The 17,362-nt window shown below is 42.6% G+C and carries 11 protein-coding genes; 4 read left to right on the top strand and 7 right to left on the bottom strand.

Annotation, left to right across the window (positions count from 1 at the left end; all coding sequences use genetic code 11):
* Window positions 1–540 precede the first annotated feature (540 nt).
* The 7 genes from MMU05_RS16755 to MMU05_RS16725 form a co-directional block, all read right to left on the bottom strand.
* Complete coding sequence (locus tag MMU05_RS16755) at window positions 541–3,642, bottom strand: efflux RND transporter permease subunit (protein WP_241142828.1); 3,102 nt, start codon at window positions 3,640–3,642, stop codon at window positions 541–543.
* 296 nt (window positions 3,643–3,938) lie between these two features.
* On the bottom strand, window positions 3,939–4,238 hold the full coding sequence (locus tag MMU05_RS16750; RefSeq protein WP_241142827.1) for a GIY-YIG nuclease family protein: 300 nt from the start codon (window positions 4,236–4,238) through the stop codon (window positions 3,939–3,941).
* A 328-nt stretch (window positions 4,239–4,566) separates the two neighbouring features.
* Window positions 4,567–7,632, bottom strand: coding sequence for an efflux RND transporter permease subunit (locus tag MMU05_RS16745; protein ID WP_241142826.1), 3,066 nt, complete (start codon window positions 7,630–7,632; stop codon window positions 4,567–4,569).
* Between the two features lie 5 nt (window positions 7,633–7,637).
* Window positions 7,638–8,705 carry an efflux RND transporter periplasmic adaptor subunit gene (locus tag MMU05_RS16740; protein ID WP_241142825.1) on the bottom strand — a complete coding sequence of 356 codons (1,068 nt, stop codon included), beginning with the start codon at window positions 8,703–8,705 and terminating at the stop codon, window positions 7,638–7,640.
* 104 nt (window positions 8,706–8,809) lie between these two features.
* Window positions 8,810–9,970 carry a 6-bladed beta-propeller gene (locus MMU05_RS16735; RefSeq protein WP_241142833.1) on the bottom strand — a complete coding sequence of 387 codons (1,161 nt, stop codon included), beginning with the start codon at window positions 9,968–9,970 and terminating at the stop codon, window positions 8,810–8,812.
* Between the two features lie 65 nt (window positions 9,971–10,035).
* A complete protein-coding gene (locus MMU05_RS16730; RefSeq protein WP_241142824.1) occupies window positions 10,036–10,359 on the bottom strand; it encodes a hypothetical protein in 324 nt (107 codons plus the stop codon).
* 297 nt (window positions 10,360–10,656) lie between these two features.
* On the bottom strand, window positions 10,657–11,193 hold the full coding sequence (locus tag MMU05_RS16725; protein WP_241142823.1) for a septal ring lytic transglycosylase RlpA family protein: 537 nt from the start codon (window positions 11,191–11,193) through the stop codon (window positions 10,657–10,659).
* 444 nt (window positions 11,194–11,637) lie between these two features.
* Between MMU05_RS16725 and MMU05_RS16720 the strand changes: the two genes are divergently transcribed.
* From MMU05_RS16720 to MMU05_RS16705, 4 genes are read left to right on the top strand one after another with little or no spacing between them, the layout of a single operon-like run.
* The gene (locus MMU05_RS16720) at window positions 11,638–11,886 is read left to right on the top strand and encodes a DUF6364 family protein (RefSeq protein ID WP_241142822.1); all 249 of its coding nucleotides are present in this window, start codon (window positions 11,638–11,640) and stop codon (window positions 11,884–11,886) included.
* A complete protein-coding gene (locus tag MMU05_RS16715) occupies window positions 11,883–12,314 on the top strand; it encodes a type II toxin-antitoxin system VapC family toxin (protein ID WP_241142821.1) in 432 nt (143 codons plus the stop codon). The genes MMU05_RS16720 and MMU05_RS16715 overlap by 4 nt, the downstream gene beginning before the upstream one ends.
* A gap of 33 nt (window positions 12,315–12,347) precedes the next feature.
* Window positions 12,348–13,565: a metallophosphoesterase family protein gene (locus MMU05_RS16710; protein WP_241142820.1), complete on the top strand. Its 1,218-nt coding sequence runs from the start codon at window positions 12,348–12,350 to the stop codon at window positions 13,563–13,565.
* Between the two features lie 59 nt (window positions 13,566–13,624).
* Window positions 13,625–16,657: an SMC family ATPase gene (locus MMU05_RS16705; RefSeq protein WP_241142819.1), complete on the top strand. Its 3,033-nt coding sequence runs from the start codon at window positions 13,625–13,627 to the stop codon at window positions 16,655–16,657.
* Window positions 16,658–17,362: the final 705 nt, after the last annotated feature.

Here is a 17,362-nt window from a genome sequence, read left to right as displayed (position 1 = left end):
ATCACAAAATCAAGACAAATAAATAGCTATATTTCAACTACTTAATTTACACCTAAAACATACCCGCACAAAACAGGAGCCCATCGTATCCTAAAAATCCAGAATAACACAAGCTTTGAAATGAAAAAATTCCTGAATATTCATGAAAAAATTCCGCCCTTTCAGGGCTTTATCGGAATTCCCAATTCTTTTGAAGGATGGGCTACCCCCAACCCTATGATATCTCGCCCCGTTGGGGCTTTGACTTTTTAGGAAAATTTCGACAATTAATCCTACAGTTATTCACAGCCCTGAAAGGGCAAAATATCTCAACGATGGGTGCAGCCCATCGCAACAGGAAAGATAGGACAACCTTAGCCCTGAAGGGGCGAAATAAACCGACTAAAGGTGAAGCATTCAAATAAATCCCCCTGCGATTCTATTCTGCGAAGTTCTGCGCTATCTGCGGGAAAAAAAAATCTTGACCAATGGTTTAAGTATCTAACAACAACAAAACCTTTGCGTCTTTGTGTCTTTGCGGGACATTTCCTCTACGGGAAATCAACCATTTTTCTTCCACAAAAACACCGGCAAAGCCACAAAAACTCCTATAATACTGAACACCAATCCTCCGATGGTGCCGATGGCGAGGGAAAACCAGAAAACTTCATTTTGCCCCTCCATGATAAATGGGATCAAACCGAAGCAGGTCGATAGAATCGTCAGCATGATGGGAACAGCTTTTCCAGCCACAGCTTTCAGAATATTCCTATTGTATAGCCCAATGGACCGGTTGTTCAGGTCATTGACAATAAAAATCGCCGCATTGACCGCCAATCCACCGAGCATCACAAAAGCCGCATAACCTCCCTGATCAAAGTAAAAATCAAAGAGCGAGAAAATCAGAAATAGTCCGATAAAAGAAAACGGAATGATAATGATGATGAATAAAGGTTGCTTCAGGTTCTCAAAAAGCACCGAACAGATAAAGAAAATTCCAACTACCAACACCAATATCAGGCTATACTGTCTTTTTGCTTTGTTCCAATCCCAACTCCAGGTTTCCTTCTCTGCGGTATAACCGATGGGCATATTGGCTTTCATTTCTGTCAATACTTCATCGAGGTATTCATTCCCAAACTTTGCTGATCCCATATATTCAAAAGCCACCATACGGATGTATTGACGGTCTTCTTTGTGCAGGGCATTTGTAGTGGTTTCCTTGGTCAGAGAACCAAAATTACTCACTTTGAAAACCTGATCTTCCCCTCCGATCAGGCTATTTTCTTCTAAGTCAAATTTCGAATAATCCGATGATTCCTTTTCCCTAACCACTACAGCGTAATTTTTATCCTCCAAAGCGAGGTAAGCTGAAGGACCGGATGGCCGCGAGACATTGTTGAGTGCATTGATAACCTGGTATTGGTTTGCATTGCCAAGGGCCATTTTACTTTGGTCCAGACGGAGTACATATTCCTCTGTTTTCTGTTCATTCCAACCCAAGCGCTCATTGGTATTTACGGTTTGGATTCTTTTATGCCTAAGGAGTTTTTCTGCCAACAACTCCGATTGCCTTTCGAGTTCGTCGTAGTTGTATCCTTTCAAGGTCACCCTGTATTGCGGGATTCCTTCTCCCCCGGATCCGGTATAAAACCCCTGACCTACTCCATAGATTTGCCAACTCGCTCCCGACCAATCGGTCGACTTGACTGACAGCCGGCCTTTGAGTTGGTAAGGCAAAGCTGATTTTTCGTAAGCTTCTTTGAAAGTGATTTCGATTCGAGCGTATTGCCCCGATTGGATAATAGTCACAAATTGATCAATGCCCTCCACACCTTGGAGAAATTTCTCAAATTCCCGCATGATAAAATCCATCTGCTCCAAGGTATTGCCAAATGGCAACTGGGCAGAAATGTAAAGCCTTGTCTTTTCCGCTTGGCGATAGGATGATTTTTCAAAAACCCCACGGACAAACATTCGCAGTGAACCACCAAGTGCCTTGTCCACATAAGGCCGGATTTCTTCCTGATATAAGGTTGAGCCTACGGTTTTGTTGTACCATTCCTGACCCTCCCATTTGGCAGGAAGGAAGAAAACAGGTAAACCAAAAAGCAGCAAAAGGAACACAATAAATATCTTTCGGTAATTGGCCACAAAACCAATACTCCTGTTGAAAACACCGAAAGCCTTGACCCTTTTCCTGAGTTGGGCTACAGTGAGGACCCTTCCTTTTTGTGCCTGATGACCGAATAACAGCTCATACATCGCCGGGGTGAAAAGCAAAGCGACCAAAAGGGAAACTGCAAGCATCACAGTAACTACCACGGAGAATTCGGTCAGGTTTTTTCGATCGTCTTCAGGAAGGAAAAACACAATCAACAATGCCACAATCGTCGTCAGCGAAGCAGCAAGCAGGGCAACAAATACTTTCCTGTTTTTATGCTTGTGCAAGTGATCGATCATGATGATCGCATTGTCCACTATCAATCCAAAGGAAATCGTCAAGCCTGCAAGGGAATATAAATGGATATCCACTTTCAACAGATACAAGATTATTCCTGTAATACTCAGGTTGACAATGATGCCCAAAAATAGAATGCTGAGGTACTTGAGGTTTCTATTGATCAGGAAAATAAATACAATCAATATTAAAATCGACAGTCCCGAGCGCTTATAGATTTTGCTCAGTTCTTTTTCAAGAAACTCTGTGTCGTCATTTTCAAGCCTTACTTCAAATCCAGCAGGTAACAAAGGTTTCGTACTTTCAATGGCTGCTTTGATGTTTTTGGCAAGTAGGACTTTGTTGACACCGTCGCGGTTGATGATGGACAGCGTAACCGAATTGTTGCCATTGATTCTGTAAAAGGAATTGGGTTCGGCTTCCTCCAATGTCAAAACCGCCAGGTCTTTTAGGTAAATCTCCTTGCCTTCTTTTGTTGTTACAAGGAGGTTTTCGAGTTGGCTGAGGTCCTGCAGCGAGCGGTCCACCTGAATAAAAAGTGTCTCTCCCCTGTTGTTGACAAGTGAACCGGGAAATGACCTTCCAAATGATCCGGCAATGACGGATTCAATATCTGATTTGGAAAGTTTGAATGCCTGCAATTTTTTGATGTCATAGGTGACAAAAAGCTGCAGGTCGTTTGCTCCACGAACGGTAATTTCCTCTATTTCGGCAAACCTATTGAGGGAGGATTTGATGACATCTTCAGCGATTTTTTTGATCTCAAAAGAAGCAAAAGGACCGTTGACAGAATAGGTTAAAATCGGGGTTTTGAGGTCGGACCTGCGCTCGGCAGTTTGGGTGACCAAGGGATAAGAAACCTTCTGATCCAAACCCGGATAAACCTGCCGGATGATGGAGGAGACTTCAAATTTTTTGAATTCCATATCCGTCTCCTTGTCAAAGCGCAGGGTAATCGATCCCCTGTCGTAATTGGATACGGAGTTGATCTTTTTGAGATCTGCCAATTGGGAAAGTGCTCCTTCCAAAGGCGACGTCGCCAGCTTTTCGACCAGATCAGGAGAAGACCTCGGTACCCCAAAACTCACCGTCAATACCGGTTCACGCTCCCGTGGATTCAGATCCACAGAAAGCCTCGGCACCAGGGCAAAACCGATGATGGCAAGAACAATGAACGATATGATGATGCGGAAGGGAGTCAATTTTTATGTTTTAGATGTGAGACATGAGATTTGAGACATTAGAAGCGAGAAGCGAGAGTCGGTGTCCGTCACTCTGAGTGAAGCGAAGAGTCTCTTTCTTTTTTTATTGAGATTCTTCGGTCGTTCCTCCCTCAGAATGACGGTTGCTATTCATCACTCTGAACAAAGCGAAGAGTCATTTCCTTGACCGTCACCCTGAGTGAAGCGAAGGGCCTCCTCTAAGAGATTCTTCGGTCGTTCCTCCCTCAGAATGACGTAGCTGCCCGTCACTCTGAACGCGGTGAAAAGTCTCAATTTCACCAACTCATTATTTCTTCAGTTAAATCTTTCCAACTTTCATTAGTGCTGAAAATCAAAACCTCTTTTTTCTTCCTAGTCCATCCCTTTAATTGATTTTCTCTCATAATTGCTTCTTCAATTGAATGAAAACCTTCATAATAAACCAACTGAAATAGGTTGTATTTAGCAACAAATGAATTTGGATTAAGCCCGTTTTGATGTTCATAGATTCTTCTCTGTAAGTCATTAGTAACACCTATATACAAAGTGGTTTTATTTTTATTTGTTAAAATATAAACTGCTCCCCCTTTATGCATAACACATTATTCATTCACTTCTGATTCTATATTTATTGAGATTCTTCGGTCGTTCCTCCCTCAGAATGACGGTCGCTATCCGTCACTCTGAACGCAGTGAAGAGTCTCTATACTTTTATAATAAGAGATTCTTCATCCTCGTACCTCGGATTCAGAATGACGGACCCATCCGTCACTCAGAGTGTAGCGAAGAGTCTTGTCTAGCTTTCGTCACTCTGAGTGTAGCGAAGTGTCTCAATCCTTAATTTTAATGAGATTCTTCGGTCGTTCCTCCCTCAGAATGACGATCACTATCCGTCACTCTGAACGCAGTGAAGAGTCTCTATCATTATTTGAACAGAGATTCTTCGGTCGTTCCTCCCTCAGAATGACGCACGCCCCCCGCTATAAACCAATAAGCCAAAGGCACGAAATACAGCGCTGTAAAGGTTCCGATGGTGAGGCCGCCGATAACGGAATAGACCAAAGGCCGCTGCAAGTCCGCACCCAAACCTGAGGAGAACACCACCGGTAACAAAGCCAAGATGGTCGTGATTGAAGTCATCAGAATAGGTTTTAATCTGATTTGCCCCGCTTCATACAATGCTTTATCCAATGCTTCCCTCCCGGAAAGATTGCCGTACTGTTCTTTTAATCTATTGATGGTATCGATTTTCAGGATGGCATCATTGACCATGATTCCCAACATGACCACCAAGCCAATCGCCGACATAACATTAAGGGAAGTTCCGGTTAGAAAGAGGATGATAAACGCCCCCCCGATCCCCAAAGGCAAAGTAGCGATGATGATCAATGGCTGAATAAAACTCTCAAATTGCGCAGCAAGAATGAAATATAGGAGCAAAACCGAAATCAAAAGGATACCGACCAATTCTCTGATCCGCTCCTGATCTTTGAAGTATTGCCCAAAAAACGACACTCCCAGGTTCTTATCCGCCGCCCAATTGATGATCTCGGCATTGTAGGCCGTTGGGTTTTTTGAATCTAAAATTACCGATTGGAACAGACCACCCTTGTCCGCAGTGACAAATTTGTAATGGTTTTCATAATCAAAACTGATGAAATTGCTCAGTGCGTATTCGTTTCCGTCTTTTCCCCGAAGAAAATTATTATTGAGAATCTGCTCAAAATTGGACTTGTTGGCGGTGAGCTTAATCGGTGTAATCTCCCCAAACCGCTTGATGTCGGTAATCGGATACACACCAAACAACTGCTTCACCTGCTCTTGCAAGTCCCGGGGACTGATGCCATAAAGCGCGAGCTTGCCGCCATCCAACCTGAATATCACCGAAGCTTCTTTTTGTAATCCCGGTCCACGGCTGAATTCCTTCACAGGAAATGCCGATAGCCATTCATCCATCCTGCCTTCCTCGATCGGCTTTTTGGTCGCCAAGTCTTTCCACCTCACTTCGTAAAAGGGGATGTTGGAAGCAAACAACTGATCGAACGCATTGGGAGCATCCAACACTGAGATTTGGGCATTTGGATAATTGCCCAAAATCAATTCCCTCAATCTTTGCATCTGCTCAGATTTGGAATCTTGCGATTCAAAAAGGAAATAGAGGTTGGCTTCCTGCAGGGAACTTTCCCCATCAAATAGCAAAAACTGCCGCACCCCAAGGTCTGTCTCCGACTTCAAATAAGCGCCTTTCATGGCCTCCAAAATCGATAATACTCGATCTTTATTTTGCTCCACCCCGATCGGTTCGTTCCAATCGATCTCCACTACCGCATCAAACTTCTCTATCGGTGGCAGGCCCTCGACTTGGAGCAGATAGCCCAATGCCAAACCTGCAGGTATCAGCAGAACGAAAATACCAAGACTGAGTTTTTTATGGCTGAAAATCTTTTTGAACAGGCTTTTATAGCCTTTTAAAATGATCTTAAAAAACCTGCTGTCGTCTGCTTTTTCTCCCTGCACCGCCCTTTTTCTATAGAAAAAATGATACAGCATCGGAAGGAAAATAAATGCTACCAATAGGGAAACCCCCAAAATCGCAGCCACTGAAACGGCCTGATCGAAAAACAGAGCGCCTGATATCCCACTCAAAAACACCAAAGGAATAAATACCGCCAAGGTCGTCAGCACCGAACTGACCAAGGCCGACATGACTTCATTGACTCCCTGTACACAGGCTTCAAATATCGGCAATCCCTCAAGCCGCTTTCGGGTGATATTATCCAATACGATGATGGCATTGTCTATCAACATCCCCAAACCCAAGGCAAGACCCGACAGGGAAATGACATTGATCGAGATTTTGAAAAAGTAAAAAACCAGAAAACTGATCAGCAAAGAAGTCGGCAGGGAAATCCCGATAATGATCGGCATGCGGTAATTGCCCATAAAGAGGAACAATACCCCAAAAGCAAACAATCCACCAAAAAGCAAACTTGTCTGCAGGTTGCTTATACCGGCATTCAGCAGGACGGATTGGTCTTGCGTCAGCTCAAAATCCACTTGGTTGTAATCCGCTTTGAACAACTCAATGGCTTCATATACCTTGGGAAGGAGTTCGTTCATCTTGGCGGAAGCCTGCTTGTGCACCGTGATCACCAATCCCTCTTTTTCGCCAAAAAGGTGGTGTCCCAAAACCTCGTTCGTCTCGTATTGCACTGTGGCGACCCTAGCCAAATCAACGGTAACGCCCTTGTCGGAAGTGACGGGAAGCTTCATGATGTCGTCGGGAGAATCCACCCTTGTCGCCAACCGCAGGTAATACCTGAACTGACCGTCCTCCACGCTGATGCCGGGAAGTTCTTCATTGCCAAATTGGATGGCATTGATCACATTGTCTTCCGTCATGCCAAGGGCACGGAGGGCAGCTTTGTCCGGGGTGACGGTGATGATGCGCTCCTTTTTGCCGTTGATATCGACCAAGGAAACCCCTTCCAACTGTTCGATCCTCTTCTTCAGGACATTTTCGGTCAACTGACTGATTTCTGTAAAGTCAAATCCAGGTTTGGGAATGACCTGCACCCGGACGACAGGAATGTCATTGGTATTGATCCGGATGACTTGGGGACGGGAAAGGTCCGAAGGAAGGCTGTTGGTAAGTCTATCGATCTTTTCATTGACATCGATATAGGCCAGTTCCATCTTGGTACCATAATCAAAAGTCAGTCGGATCGTGCCTGTTTCGCTTCCGGCTTTGCTTTCGACATCTTCCAGACCATTGAGTGTCATCAGGCCTTCCCGGATCGGGGAAAGCACATTCTGCTCTATGGCCTCAGGAGAAGCGTTGGGATAATTGACTTTGATGACGATCTGAGGGACATCGATCGGAGGCAAAAGTGAAATCGGAAGCGTCCTGAACACGATGACCGAAAAGACCATCAAGGCCAAAAAAACCATCAACACAGCTATGGGTCTTGCCAATAAAAACCTTACCATGGCGATTAGTCTTTGAGGATTTGTACAGGTGCCTGATGTGCAAGCTGCAGGTTGTTGGAAGTGATGACGGTCATGCCGGATTCAATGCCGCTGAGGATTTCGACTTCCTGACCGTTGTCCTTGCCGACTTCGACATAGTTCCATTTGGATTCCTCTTTCTCTATGGTGAAGACTACAGGCCTGCCGGAACGGTAGACCAAAGCCTGCTTGGGTACGACGATGCTGTTGTTTTGTGGGGCGCGGATGATGGCACGGGCGTTCATCCCGGGAAGCAATCCTTTGCCTCCGTTGATCAGGATATTGACTTGGACAAGTCCGTTTTCATCCACTTTGGGATTGATACTCCTGACCGAACCGCTGATTCCTTCCCCGCCACCGACAGGAAGGATTTCTGCTTTTTGGCCAAGGGAAATAAGGTTGATGTCGGATTCCAGGACTTTCACTTTGAGTTCTAGTGCAGCCGTATTGATGACTTCGAGCATTTCGTCGCCTGACTTGACGAGGCTTCCCCGCTTGGTCTTGAGGTCGGCTACCCTGCCCGAAATCGGGGATTTGATCACCGTCTTGTCCAGGTCCATCTGCGCTTCCTTGACAGCGATTTCAGCCGAAAAAAGCCCACTCTTGGCCTTAAGCTGCTCCTGCACCTGCGTGATTCTGTCGGTATCACCGCTGTTCATGATGCTTTCGAAGCTCAGGATCTCGGACTTATAATTCACTTCAGCATTCTTAAGTTCTATTTTGGCTTTCTCAAGGTTCAGCAGGCTTTCGGTCTGATCGAGGCGGGCGAGGATTTTGCCTTTTTCGACAAAGTCACCTTCCTTCACGGTAAGTTCTATGAGGTATCCCGGCCGCTCGGCAATGATTTTGACCTGCTCTGCTGCTTCGATTTTGCCGGAGGCATTGATCAGGTAATCAAAGGTCCGCTTCTCGGCTTTGGCTATCCGGACAGGAGTAGCAGCCACTTCGCCACGGAAGGCTTCCAAGGGTTGATCCTGACTTTCGGCTTTTTCTTCCTTGCAGGAAGCGAACACTATCAAGACAAGGGCAAATAAAAATACAGGAACACGACGCATATTACTTGTGGTTATTGAATAGGATTACAATAAACTAAGTTATTAAACAAATTCAAAAGGGTTGATGTTAAAAAGTTTGAAAAAGTAAGTTCAAAATGAAAAAATCAATCTTTAAATGTGTAGATAAACAAAATGGGATTATCGTCAAGGTCAATTTTATATTTTGAAAAAAAATCCAAATATGGATTTTGGCTTTGATTTTTGAGTCCATGAAAATCTGCCAAATCTGCCGGATGCAAAGCCCAAATAAAATAGTTAGCTTTTACATTATATGGAGGTATACCATTGATGTCAGGGGAAATTCCGTCCATATCATTTTTAATACTTTTAATCATTTTAACTCCATTTCCTTCCTTCTCCCAAAGTGCCAATTTGAACTCCGAACCTTTATTGACTGAAAGAAGAGTATAATTATTTGAATCAATTATTTCATCTCCAAGTGCATATTTATCACTTTGCCAAAATTCCTTACTGAATTCAAATGCTTCGTAGGTTCTTGCAGGATCTGGCTCAAATTCCAGTGAAGAAAACGAAAATAAATACTGATTACTTACAATATTTCCTTCAATTTTAACCAACCTATTATGGTTTCTCTCTTTGTAAAAAATCCCATTACCGTCATGAGATTCATAAAAATACCTTGATTTTTTACCATTCATGATCTTAAAGTCTCCTTCAAAAAATGTGTCTAATCTTTTTGTTTCATTTAAATTTTTGTCTGTCACGAGCAACCGACTGTGCCAATCTTCAGATTGATCATCAACAAAATAAAAATGACTATTTTGAAAGAACATATCAAAAACGGAAATTATTTCTGTTTTTCTCTTCTCTTTTAAAAAATTACCCTTAAAGTCATAATACAAAAATTTACCAAGCTTCCCGTCAAATACTATTAATTCTTTATCCTCTTCATTTATCTCAATATTAACCGGCGAAAAAAGCTCACCCGGTCCAGTACCTTTACTTTCTATTTTATTTACTAATTTTCCATTTTTACTATATATGAAAACAGAATTTGAAATTTTACTATCAAGTACAAAAATCAAATTTTCTGAAAGTATAATTTTGGAAATTTCTCCAATAAGCGTGTTCCGATTAGTTTCAAGAGGGACAATAGAATATCCCTTAAAAATGTCACTATGGGAAATTCCACTTACACTTTCTATGTCAATTGTAAGGTTATAAACATTTTGTTTCCTCTCATTTTCACAAGAAAAAACAGATATTAAAACAATCAGAATTAAATAATTTTTTCTTAGAATCATCACTCAGTAACATTTAATATAAAAAATCCTTCAACCATATATTAGTTTGGTTGAAGGATTTAATTTTAACAAAGAGGCTCAGCCGCCAAACTCATACCTGGACAACACTGATTTGAATGTGATTCACATTCTTCATATGATTTCCAACTTGCCGTATTGAAGCAATATTTGGAAGTTGCATGATAAATAGAATATGAGATTTCTCCTCCGGGACAAGCATCATACATTGCCCCAGGAACCGAAGCGTCATGCTGATTCCCTTGTGCGAACAATTGGCCTTTGGCAAATTTGATTTTTAATTTAAGATCATGTGATCTTTCTATTTGTAAATGGCACATAGAAAAAAGAATTAATACTATTAGCCCTGATTTTAAAATATACTTTCTCATAAATAAATCAATTTAAAATTCACCCCTTTCGCACCATGCAAGGCGAGCATTTATTCCCCAAAAAGTATGTTCCACCGGCAGATTTACTTTCTGTGAACTAAATTACCCCCCGCATCTGCATTTCCTAATTCTTCCAGAAAATTAGTCGACTAATTTAAAATTGAAACGGATAAGGAGAAAACCAAGGATTTTGGACAATATTTAATGACAAAATCAAAAAATGGAATGGAATTGAGAAATACTTTATACCCTTAAGAAGAAACAGTAATTCATTAACCTATAAGGTTCCTAAAAAAATCAGATCGAAACTTCCACCTTCTCTGCAAGATCGATCTCATATCCTATCATACACAGGTCCATTTTATCAAATAGAATGGGTTCTTCATAAATCCTCAGCCTGATATCATTAGGCTTGTTGTCCTGATAATGACTCATCAATAAGTTCACGGTGGCCTGATCAGGTACTTCGATTTTTACTTTGGCAAGGCCATCTTTGACCATGTCGATTTCTGTGGCGGCGGCGCGAGATAAGTCGATGATTCTTTTGGAGTTTTGTGGAAGGCGGTCATTGACCCGTACCCACACCACTTTGTCGTTTTTGAGGTTGGTCACCTTCAGCATGGTACCGAAAGGAAGGTTTTTGTGGGCAGCAGTCATTCGCTCCATGTCAAAAATCTCTCCGCTTGCGGTCTTTCTTAAGTGGAATTTGTGGCCATAATAACTTGCGACGCCTTCCTGAATCTTCAGCGAATCGCCTACATCAGCCTTAGGACCGCCTGCCAAAAGCGGCATCGGACCCATCAGCATCAGCAAAACGAATAGGATGTTTTTCATTTTCATTAGCTCGCATTTTACAATTAATGTGCCAATTGTCGTTTCGTTGTAAATAAAGGACACGATAGATTCAAAACCGGCACAAAAACAGCAACCCAAAATAGGAAATATTTGTCATAATAAATAAATAAGCCAAAATTAACTCCAATGATATTCTTAGTGTCTCAGCAAATCGATTATTCATTTTACAGCTACTTTTTTTCTTGACAAAAAAAGTAGCCAAAAAAGTCAAGACGGCAGAATCCTATCCGCGCACAAGGCCTGGGCCGGCCTCCCGAAGCTTCGGGATCATTCCTCCCCACGTCGAATGTATAGAGATCAGTTTTTAAAAAGAAAATTTTGTGGTGTGTTTTGTACGTACAACAATGCTGAAACACATTAATTCCTTAAAAGAAAACCGTATGATTTTAAAAATTTACGTACATTTAAAAAAACCTTACGTACATGGCCAAAAAACTCACACTTAATGTAGACGAAAACATCATCGAAAAGGCAAAGGTCTATGCTTCAGAGACGGGCAGAAGTCTATCCGGTTTGGTCGAAAATTACCTGAAAAATCTTGTAGAAGAGCATCATCCTGAGAATACCCAAAAGGAGAAAATAAATAAGCTCGCAGGTAAAATCCAGATCCCGGGCGATTTTGATGAAGAAAAAATCCTTAAAGAATACTTGGAAGAAAAACATCTCAAATGAAAATATTTTTAGACACCAATATCCTTGTTGATTTTTTGACCGATAGAGGCGCATTTACAAAGCATGCAACCGAAATCTTTCTTTTGGGGACAGATAAAATACTGCTCTACAGTTCCACCCATGCATTTGCTACAACCTACTACATACTCAAAAAATATTCAGAGGAAAAAGAATTGAGGTCAAAACTGTTGGAATTGACAGAGTTGGTAGAGGTGATTGATGTCACCAAGGCACAGTTAAAAAAAGCGCTTTTATCTGATTTTAGTGATTTTGAGGATGCGCTTCAGATTTTTAATGCTGAGTCCACAGGCGGCATGGATTACATCGTCACCCGAAATCTCAGGGACTTCAAAAAATCCCCTATTCCCGCCATTGCTCCGGACGAAATGGTGGAAATGGTGGAAATGATCAAGAGACTAAAAAAATAAGCCCAATTAAAAAAGTCTTCTTATTTTTAAACTATGAAAATACTCCACACAGCGGATTGGCATTTGGGAAAAAGACTCCAGGAATTTTCTAGGTTGGAAGAGCAAAAACTCGTCTTGGAAGAAATCATCCAGATCTCCGATCGGGAAGAAGTCGATTTGGTCTTGCTTGCAGGAGATATTTTTGACACTTTCAATCCCAACCATGAGGCTGTGGAGCTCCTTTATAAAACACTAAAAAAACTATCTAAGGACGGCCAAAGACCGGTGATCGCCATCTCTGGCAACCATGACAGCACGCAGTTTGTCGAAGCACCGGATCCATTGGCGAGAGAAATGGGCATCTTTTTCTACAGCAGGTACGACAGCGTCATTCCCGCAGGAAAATTAGACAATGGCATCGAAGTTATCCGCAGCGAACCGGGATTTGTAGAAATCTGTCTCCCAAAATACAATTTCCCCATCAGGATAATCCTTGCTCCCTATGCCAATGAAGTTCTTCTCAAAACCTACTTGGGAGAGGGAGACAGGGAAGCGGAGTTTAGGGAAGTTTTGGCCAATAAATGGGGGAAAATTGCTGACACTTACTGCGATGACAAAGGAGTGAATCTCTTTATGGGACATTTCTTTTTTATGAAAGAAGGTGGTCCTGTCGAACCGGAACCGGAATCCGAGCGGCCCATCCTCCATGTCGGTGGCACGCAGGCGCTCTTTACCCACAATATCCCATGCCAAGTCCAATATGCGGCTTTGGGCCATCTGCACCGCTACCATGCTGTAGGAAAAAATCCCTTTCCGGTGGTCTATTCAAGTTCTCCCCTCGCCTACTCCTTCAGCGAAGCCGACCAACAAAAACAGGTCATTATCATTGAAGCTGAACCGGGAAAAGCCGTCGATTACTGGGCTGTTGCTTTAGAAAAAGGAAGACAGTTGTATAGAAAAACATTTGATGATCTTGCTAAGACGCTACAATGGTTGGAGGAAAACCCTTATTGCTTTGTCGAAATCACCTTTGTCACGGAGCATTCCATAGATGCCGCTACCCGCAAAGCCATCATGAAGGCCCACGACGGGATTGTCAGCCTGATTCCCCAAATCAAAAATCCCCAAGGTCAGGAAAGTCTCAGCCTGAAAGTCGAAGACCTCGGAAAGGACATGGTCACGCTTTTCAACATGTATTACAAAAGTGAAAAAGGTCAGGAACCCAATGCGGAACTGATCGGGATTTTTAAAGAAGTCATCAGCCAAGAATAGTCCAACCCTCCAAGGGTTCAAAACCCTTGGAGGGTTTTCTAAACAAACCGAAAACGAACATGATCCCGGTAAAACTCGAAATAGAAGGCCTTTATTCCTACAAAGAAAAACAGACAGTAGAGTTTGAACAGCTCACCGGAGCGGGTCTTTTTGGGATCTTTGGCGCAGTGGGAAGCGGCAAATCCTCCATTTTGGAAGCCATTCTCTTGGCGCTGTATGGCAGTACCGAGCGGCTTTCTGACCGGGGAGAAAAGAACAGCATGCTCAACCTACAGAGCGAAACGCTGCTGATCAATTTTGAATTCCGATCAGGGAAAAACAATTCCAAAAACTACCTAGCCCGCTATGCTGCCAAAAGAAATCCCAAAAACTTTGAAGAGGTCCGGCCGGCCGAGCATACTTTTTATGAAAAAGACGGTGAAAACCTGATTCCGATTACCCAAGGCGGTGAAGAAATCGTCGGGATGAAAAAAGAGCATTTCAAGCAGACAGTCATCATTCCGCAGGGAAAGTTTCGGGAATTTATCGACCTGACTCCCGGACCACGGGCGGAGATGATGAAGGAGCTTTTTGGTTTGGAAAGATTCGACCTTTCCCAAAAAACCGGAAGCCTGCTCAAAGCCGTCAGGGAGGAAAAAATCCGGTTGGAAACCCAACTTTTGGCTTTGGCTGAATATTCTCCCGAGGCATTGAAGGAAAAGGAAAATCTACGTTCTGAAAAAACCATTTTACTCGAAATGGAAGAAAAAACCTTCCAAACCTTAGAAGCCGAATCTAAAAAACAGGAAGCACTCCAAGCTAAAAACCTGCAATTGATAGAACGACAAAAGGAATGGAATAATCTGGAAATCCAAAGACCGGAAGTTGAAGTTAAAAAAGCCATTTGGAAGGATTTTCTCAAAGCCAAAACCTACCTGAAGCCTGTTTGGGAACAAACCAAAGAAGCCAAAATCGAATTAGAAAAATACCGGGTCAGTGTCAAAAACTGCACTGATTTCAAAAAAAGATATGAAACGGAAGTCGATGACCTTGTTAAACAGGAAACGGAGCTAAAAATAAAAGCAAACGACAGTCCTAATAGAGAAGCAAAAATCCGTGACCTCAAAAAGGTGATCGAAATCCAAGGACTATTTGCGGGATTAAGGGATGCCGAAAAACAGGTGGAAACACTCAGCCCGCATATCGAAACCTTGAAAAATTCTCAAAAGGATCTCGAAAATGCGATCAAAGAAAAAGAATCCAAAATCGAAGGCATAAAGCTTCCGGATATAGACGAAATCTCAAACCTGAAAAGCGCAGCAAAAGATTGGACCAACCTGGAAAGCCAATTGGAAAAGTTGACAGAAGACTTCAATTCCCTTAGGCAGACGGCAACAAGTTTGGATACAGCCATTTTAGAAATCCAAAACCAAATTCCATCAGGTTTTGACAGCTTTGGAAGTTGGATCGAAAATCAAAAAAAGCAAATCCAAAACCTTGAATCCGCCAAGGAGAAACTACTCAGCAAAAAAGGTCTTGCTGCCCATGTCCATCTTTTGCAGGACGGGGAAGCTTGTCCGCTTTGCGGTGCCACCGAGCATCCTGACCCGATCACAGCAAGTCAGGAAGAAAGTGAATGGAATGGGATTTCCAGTCAAATAGAAGAGGCGAAAGCGCTTATGGAAAAAACCGTAAACCTATCCCAAAAGCTCTCCGAGCAACAAATCCGTCAGGAAAATCATCGTCAAAACCTAGCAGCAAAAGAAAACGAACTCTCGGAATCCAAGCTTCAATTGACTTCCCAGATGGACAGTTTGAAGTCAAAAAATATCCAATCAAAAGAGAGTCTGTCCAAGTTGATCGGAGATACCGATTTGGCTTTGAAGCACAAAGACCAACTCGCCCAGGAAGTCAGGGATTTGAGAAAAAGCCAAGAGGAAGGGAAACTCCTTTTGGAAAAAGAAGAACAGCAACTCCGCACAGCCGAACAAAAGCAGGTGGCCTTGCACAGTACTGTTGCCGCCAAAAAGGACGAAATCAAAGACCCTATATTCACAAAACCGTTTTTTGAAAAATCCACTGATTTCATAGAAAACACAATTTCTAATGTCCAAAAAGACATCGAAAAAACCATCCAAGACCTGGACGGCAAGCGGAAAGTCCTACAGGAAACCCGAGCGAAGCAATCCACCAACCTCGCAAATCTCAAAACTTTTGGAGATCTGGTAGAGAAGACCATTGTCAAAATTGTCGAGTTGGAAAGCCAATATGAAACCCTGAAAAAGACACATGGATTTGAAAGTGAGTCCGATCTTCAGGCCTTGTACCATCATTCCTTGGATGCCGACAAAACCGATGCGGAGATCCGCCAATATGAAGACCGGAGATTGCTAGTCCAAAATAACCTGGACAAACTCAAAGCGGAAGACGGTGTTCTGGACTTCAGCCAAGAAGCGTTTGAGAACCTTTTAAACGAACTGAAGGAGAAAAAATCTGGCTTGGAAGAATTCAGAAAAGAACTCACATTATTGATTCAGGACATCGAAGACAGCAAAACCAAGCTGAATAAAAAACAAGAATTGGCAAAAGAATTCAACGTATTGGAAAACAGGGAATCCAACTTGAGGGAATTGGACAACCTATTCCGAGGCAGTGGATTTGTCAAGTATGTGAGCACGATTTACCTCAAAGAACTCTGCAATACGGCCAACCTGCGGTTTATGAAGCTCACCAAAAACAGCCTCAGCTTAGAAATTGACGACAACAACACTTTTTGGGTGGTGGATTACCTCAACGGCGGCAAGAAGCGCTTACTCAAGACCCTTTCCGGAGGGCAGACTTTTCAGGCTTCATTATGTCTTGCTTTGGCTTTGGCAGAAAAAGTCAAATCACTCAATCAGGCCGATCAGAGTTTCTTTTTCTTGGATGAAGGTTTTGGGGCTTTGGATAGAAATGCCCTGCGTGTGGTCTTCGAAACCCTCAAGTCACTCCGACACGAAAACCGGATCGTCGGTATCATTTCCCATGTGGAAGAACTCCAACAAGAAATCGGCGTCTATGCCAAGATCGAACTCGATGCAGATAAGGGAAGTCAGGTGGGGTATTCTTTTTGAAAAAAGTTAAAATGTTGAAAGATTTCAAAGTTTGAAAGTTGGCATCCCCCATTGGTTTAAGTCTCTTCAGACCCATTGGTTCAAGTCTCCAGACTTGGACCGCTGAAACTTGTTGGTTCAAGTCTTCAGACTTGGACCACCAGAATGCAGTCTCCAAACTGCTAAGGCTGATGTTTGTACTTACTTAGATTCTTTATTCAGCCGATGTTTGTGTCTTCACAAAGGTCTTAAAAATAATTTACTCAACCTATTGAGTAATTTTACTCAGTATATTGAGTAAAAAATTAAAATACCTCCATATACATTGATATTCAATTAATTATAATTTCATTATTAAGCAAGAAAATGGAGTATTTAAGCATAAAATCTGGTTCAAGTCTCCAGACTTGGACCGTCAAAATGCAGTCATCAGACTGCTTCCTCTGCGTCACTGCGTGAGGTATATTTTTTTAACCTCAAAGGACTCAAAGGTTTCGCAAGGGGGTGCAAGGGATTTTGACCTTCCCTGTTTTTGGCGGAGACCCGAATTCCCCATTTGCATTTCCTCGGCCAAAAATCGGAATCGCTGTTCTCGTTTTTTACCCCGAGTTGCGTACCTTACTCGGGGCTACCCATATTTGATCCCCATGGGATCATTCGTAGCCAATGTTTGTGTCCCCACAAACATTTTTATCAATTTTTCCTCCCTTTCCTCTCCGTCTCCAC

It is taken from the genome of Cognataquiflexum rubidum, assembly GCF_022538115.1.
In the GTDB taxonomy this organism is placed as follows: domain Bacteria; phylum Bacteroidota; class Bacteroidia; order Cytophagales; family Cyclobacteriaceae; genus Cognataquiflexum; species Cognataquiflexum rubidum.
Note: the sequence above shows the minus strand (reverse complement) of the source record. Positions and strands in the feature narration are given on the sequence as shown.

Excerpts from the sequence above, each read along its gene's own strand:
- MMU05_RS16740 (WP_241142825.1), bottom strand. The coding sequence starts at position 8,705 with ATGCGTCGTGTTCCTGTATTTTTATTTGCCCTTGTCTTGATAGTGTTC.
- MMU05_RS16750 (WP_241142827.1), bottom strand. The coding sequence starts at position 4,238 with ATGCATAAAGGGGGAGCAGTTTATATTTTAACAAATAAAAATAAAACC.
- MMU05_RS16715 (WP_241142821.1), top strand. The coding sequence starts at position 11,883 with ATGAAAATATTTTTAGACACCAATATCCTTGTTGATTTTTTGACCGAT.
- MMU05_RS16705 (WP_241142819.1), top strand. The coding sequence starts at position 13,625 with ATGATCCCGGTAAAACTCGAAATAGAAGGCCTTTATTCCTACAAAGAA.
- MMU05_RS16720 (WP_241142822.1), top strand. The coding sequence starts at position 11,638 with ATGGCCAAAAAACTCACACTTAATGTAGACGAAAACATCATCGAAAAG.
- MMU05_RS16725 (WP_241142823.1), bottom strand. The coding sequence starts at position 11,193 with ATGAAAAACATCCTATTCGTTTTGCTGATGCTGATGGGTCCGATGCCG.
- MMU05_RS16745 (WP_241142826.1), bottom strand. The coding sequence starts at position 7,632 with ATGGTAAGGTTTTTATTGGCAAGACCCATAGCTGTGTTGATGGTTTTT.
- MMU05_RS16735 (WP_241142833.1), bottom strand. The coding sequence starts at position 9,970 with ATGATTCTAAGAAAAAATTATTTAATTCTGATTGTTTTAATATCTGTT.
- MMU05_RS16730 (WP_241142824.1), bottom strand. The coding sequence starts at position 10,359 with ATGAGAAAGTATATTTTAAAATCAGGGCTAATAGTATTAATTCTTTTT.
- MMU05_RS16710 (WP_241142820.1), top strand. The coding sequence starts at position 12,348 with ATGAAAATACTCCACACAGCGGATTGGCATTTGGGAAAAAGACTCCAG.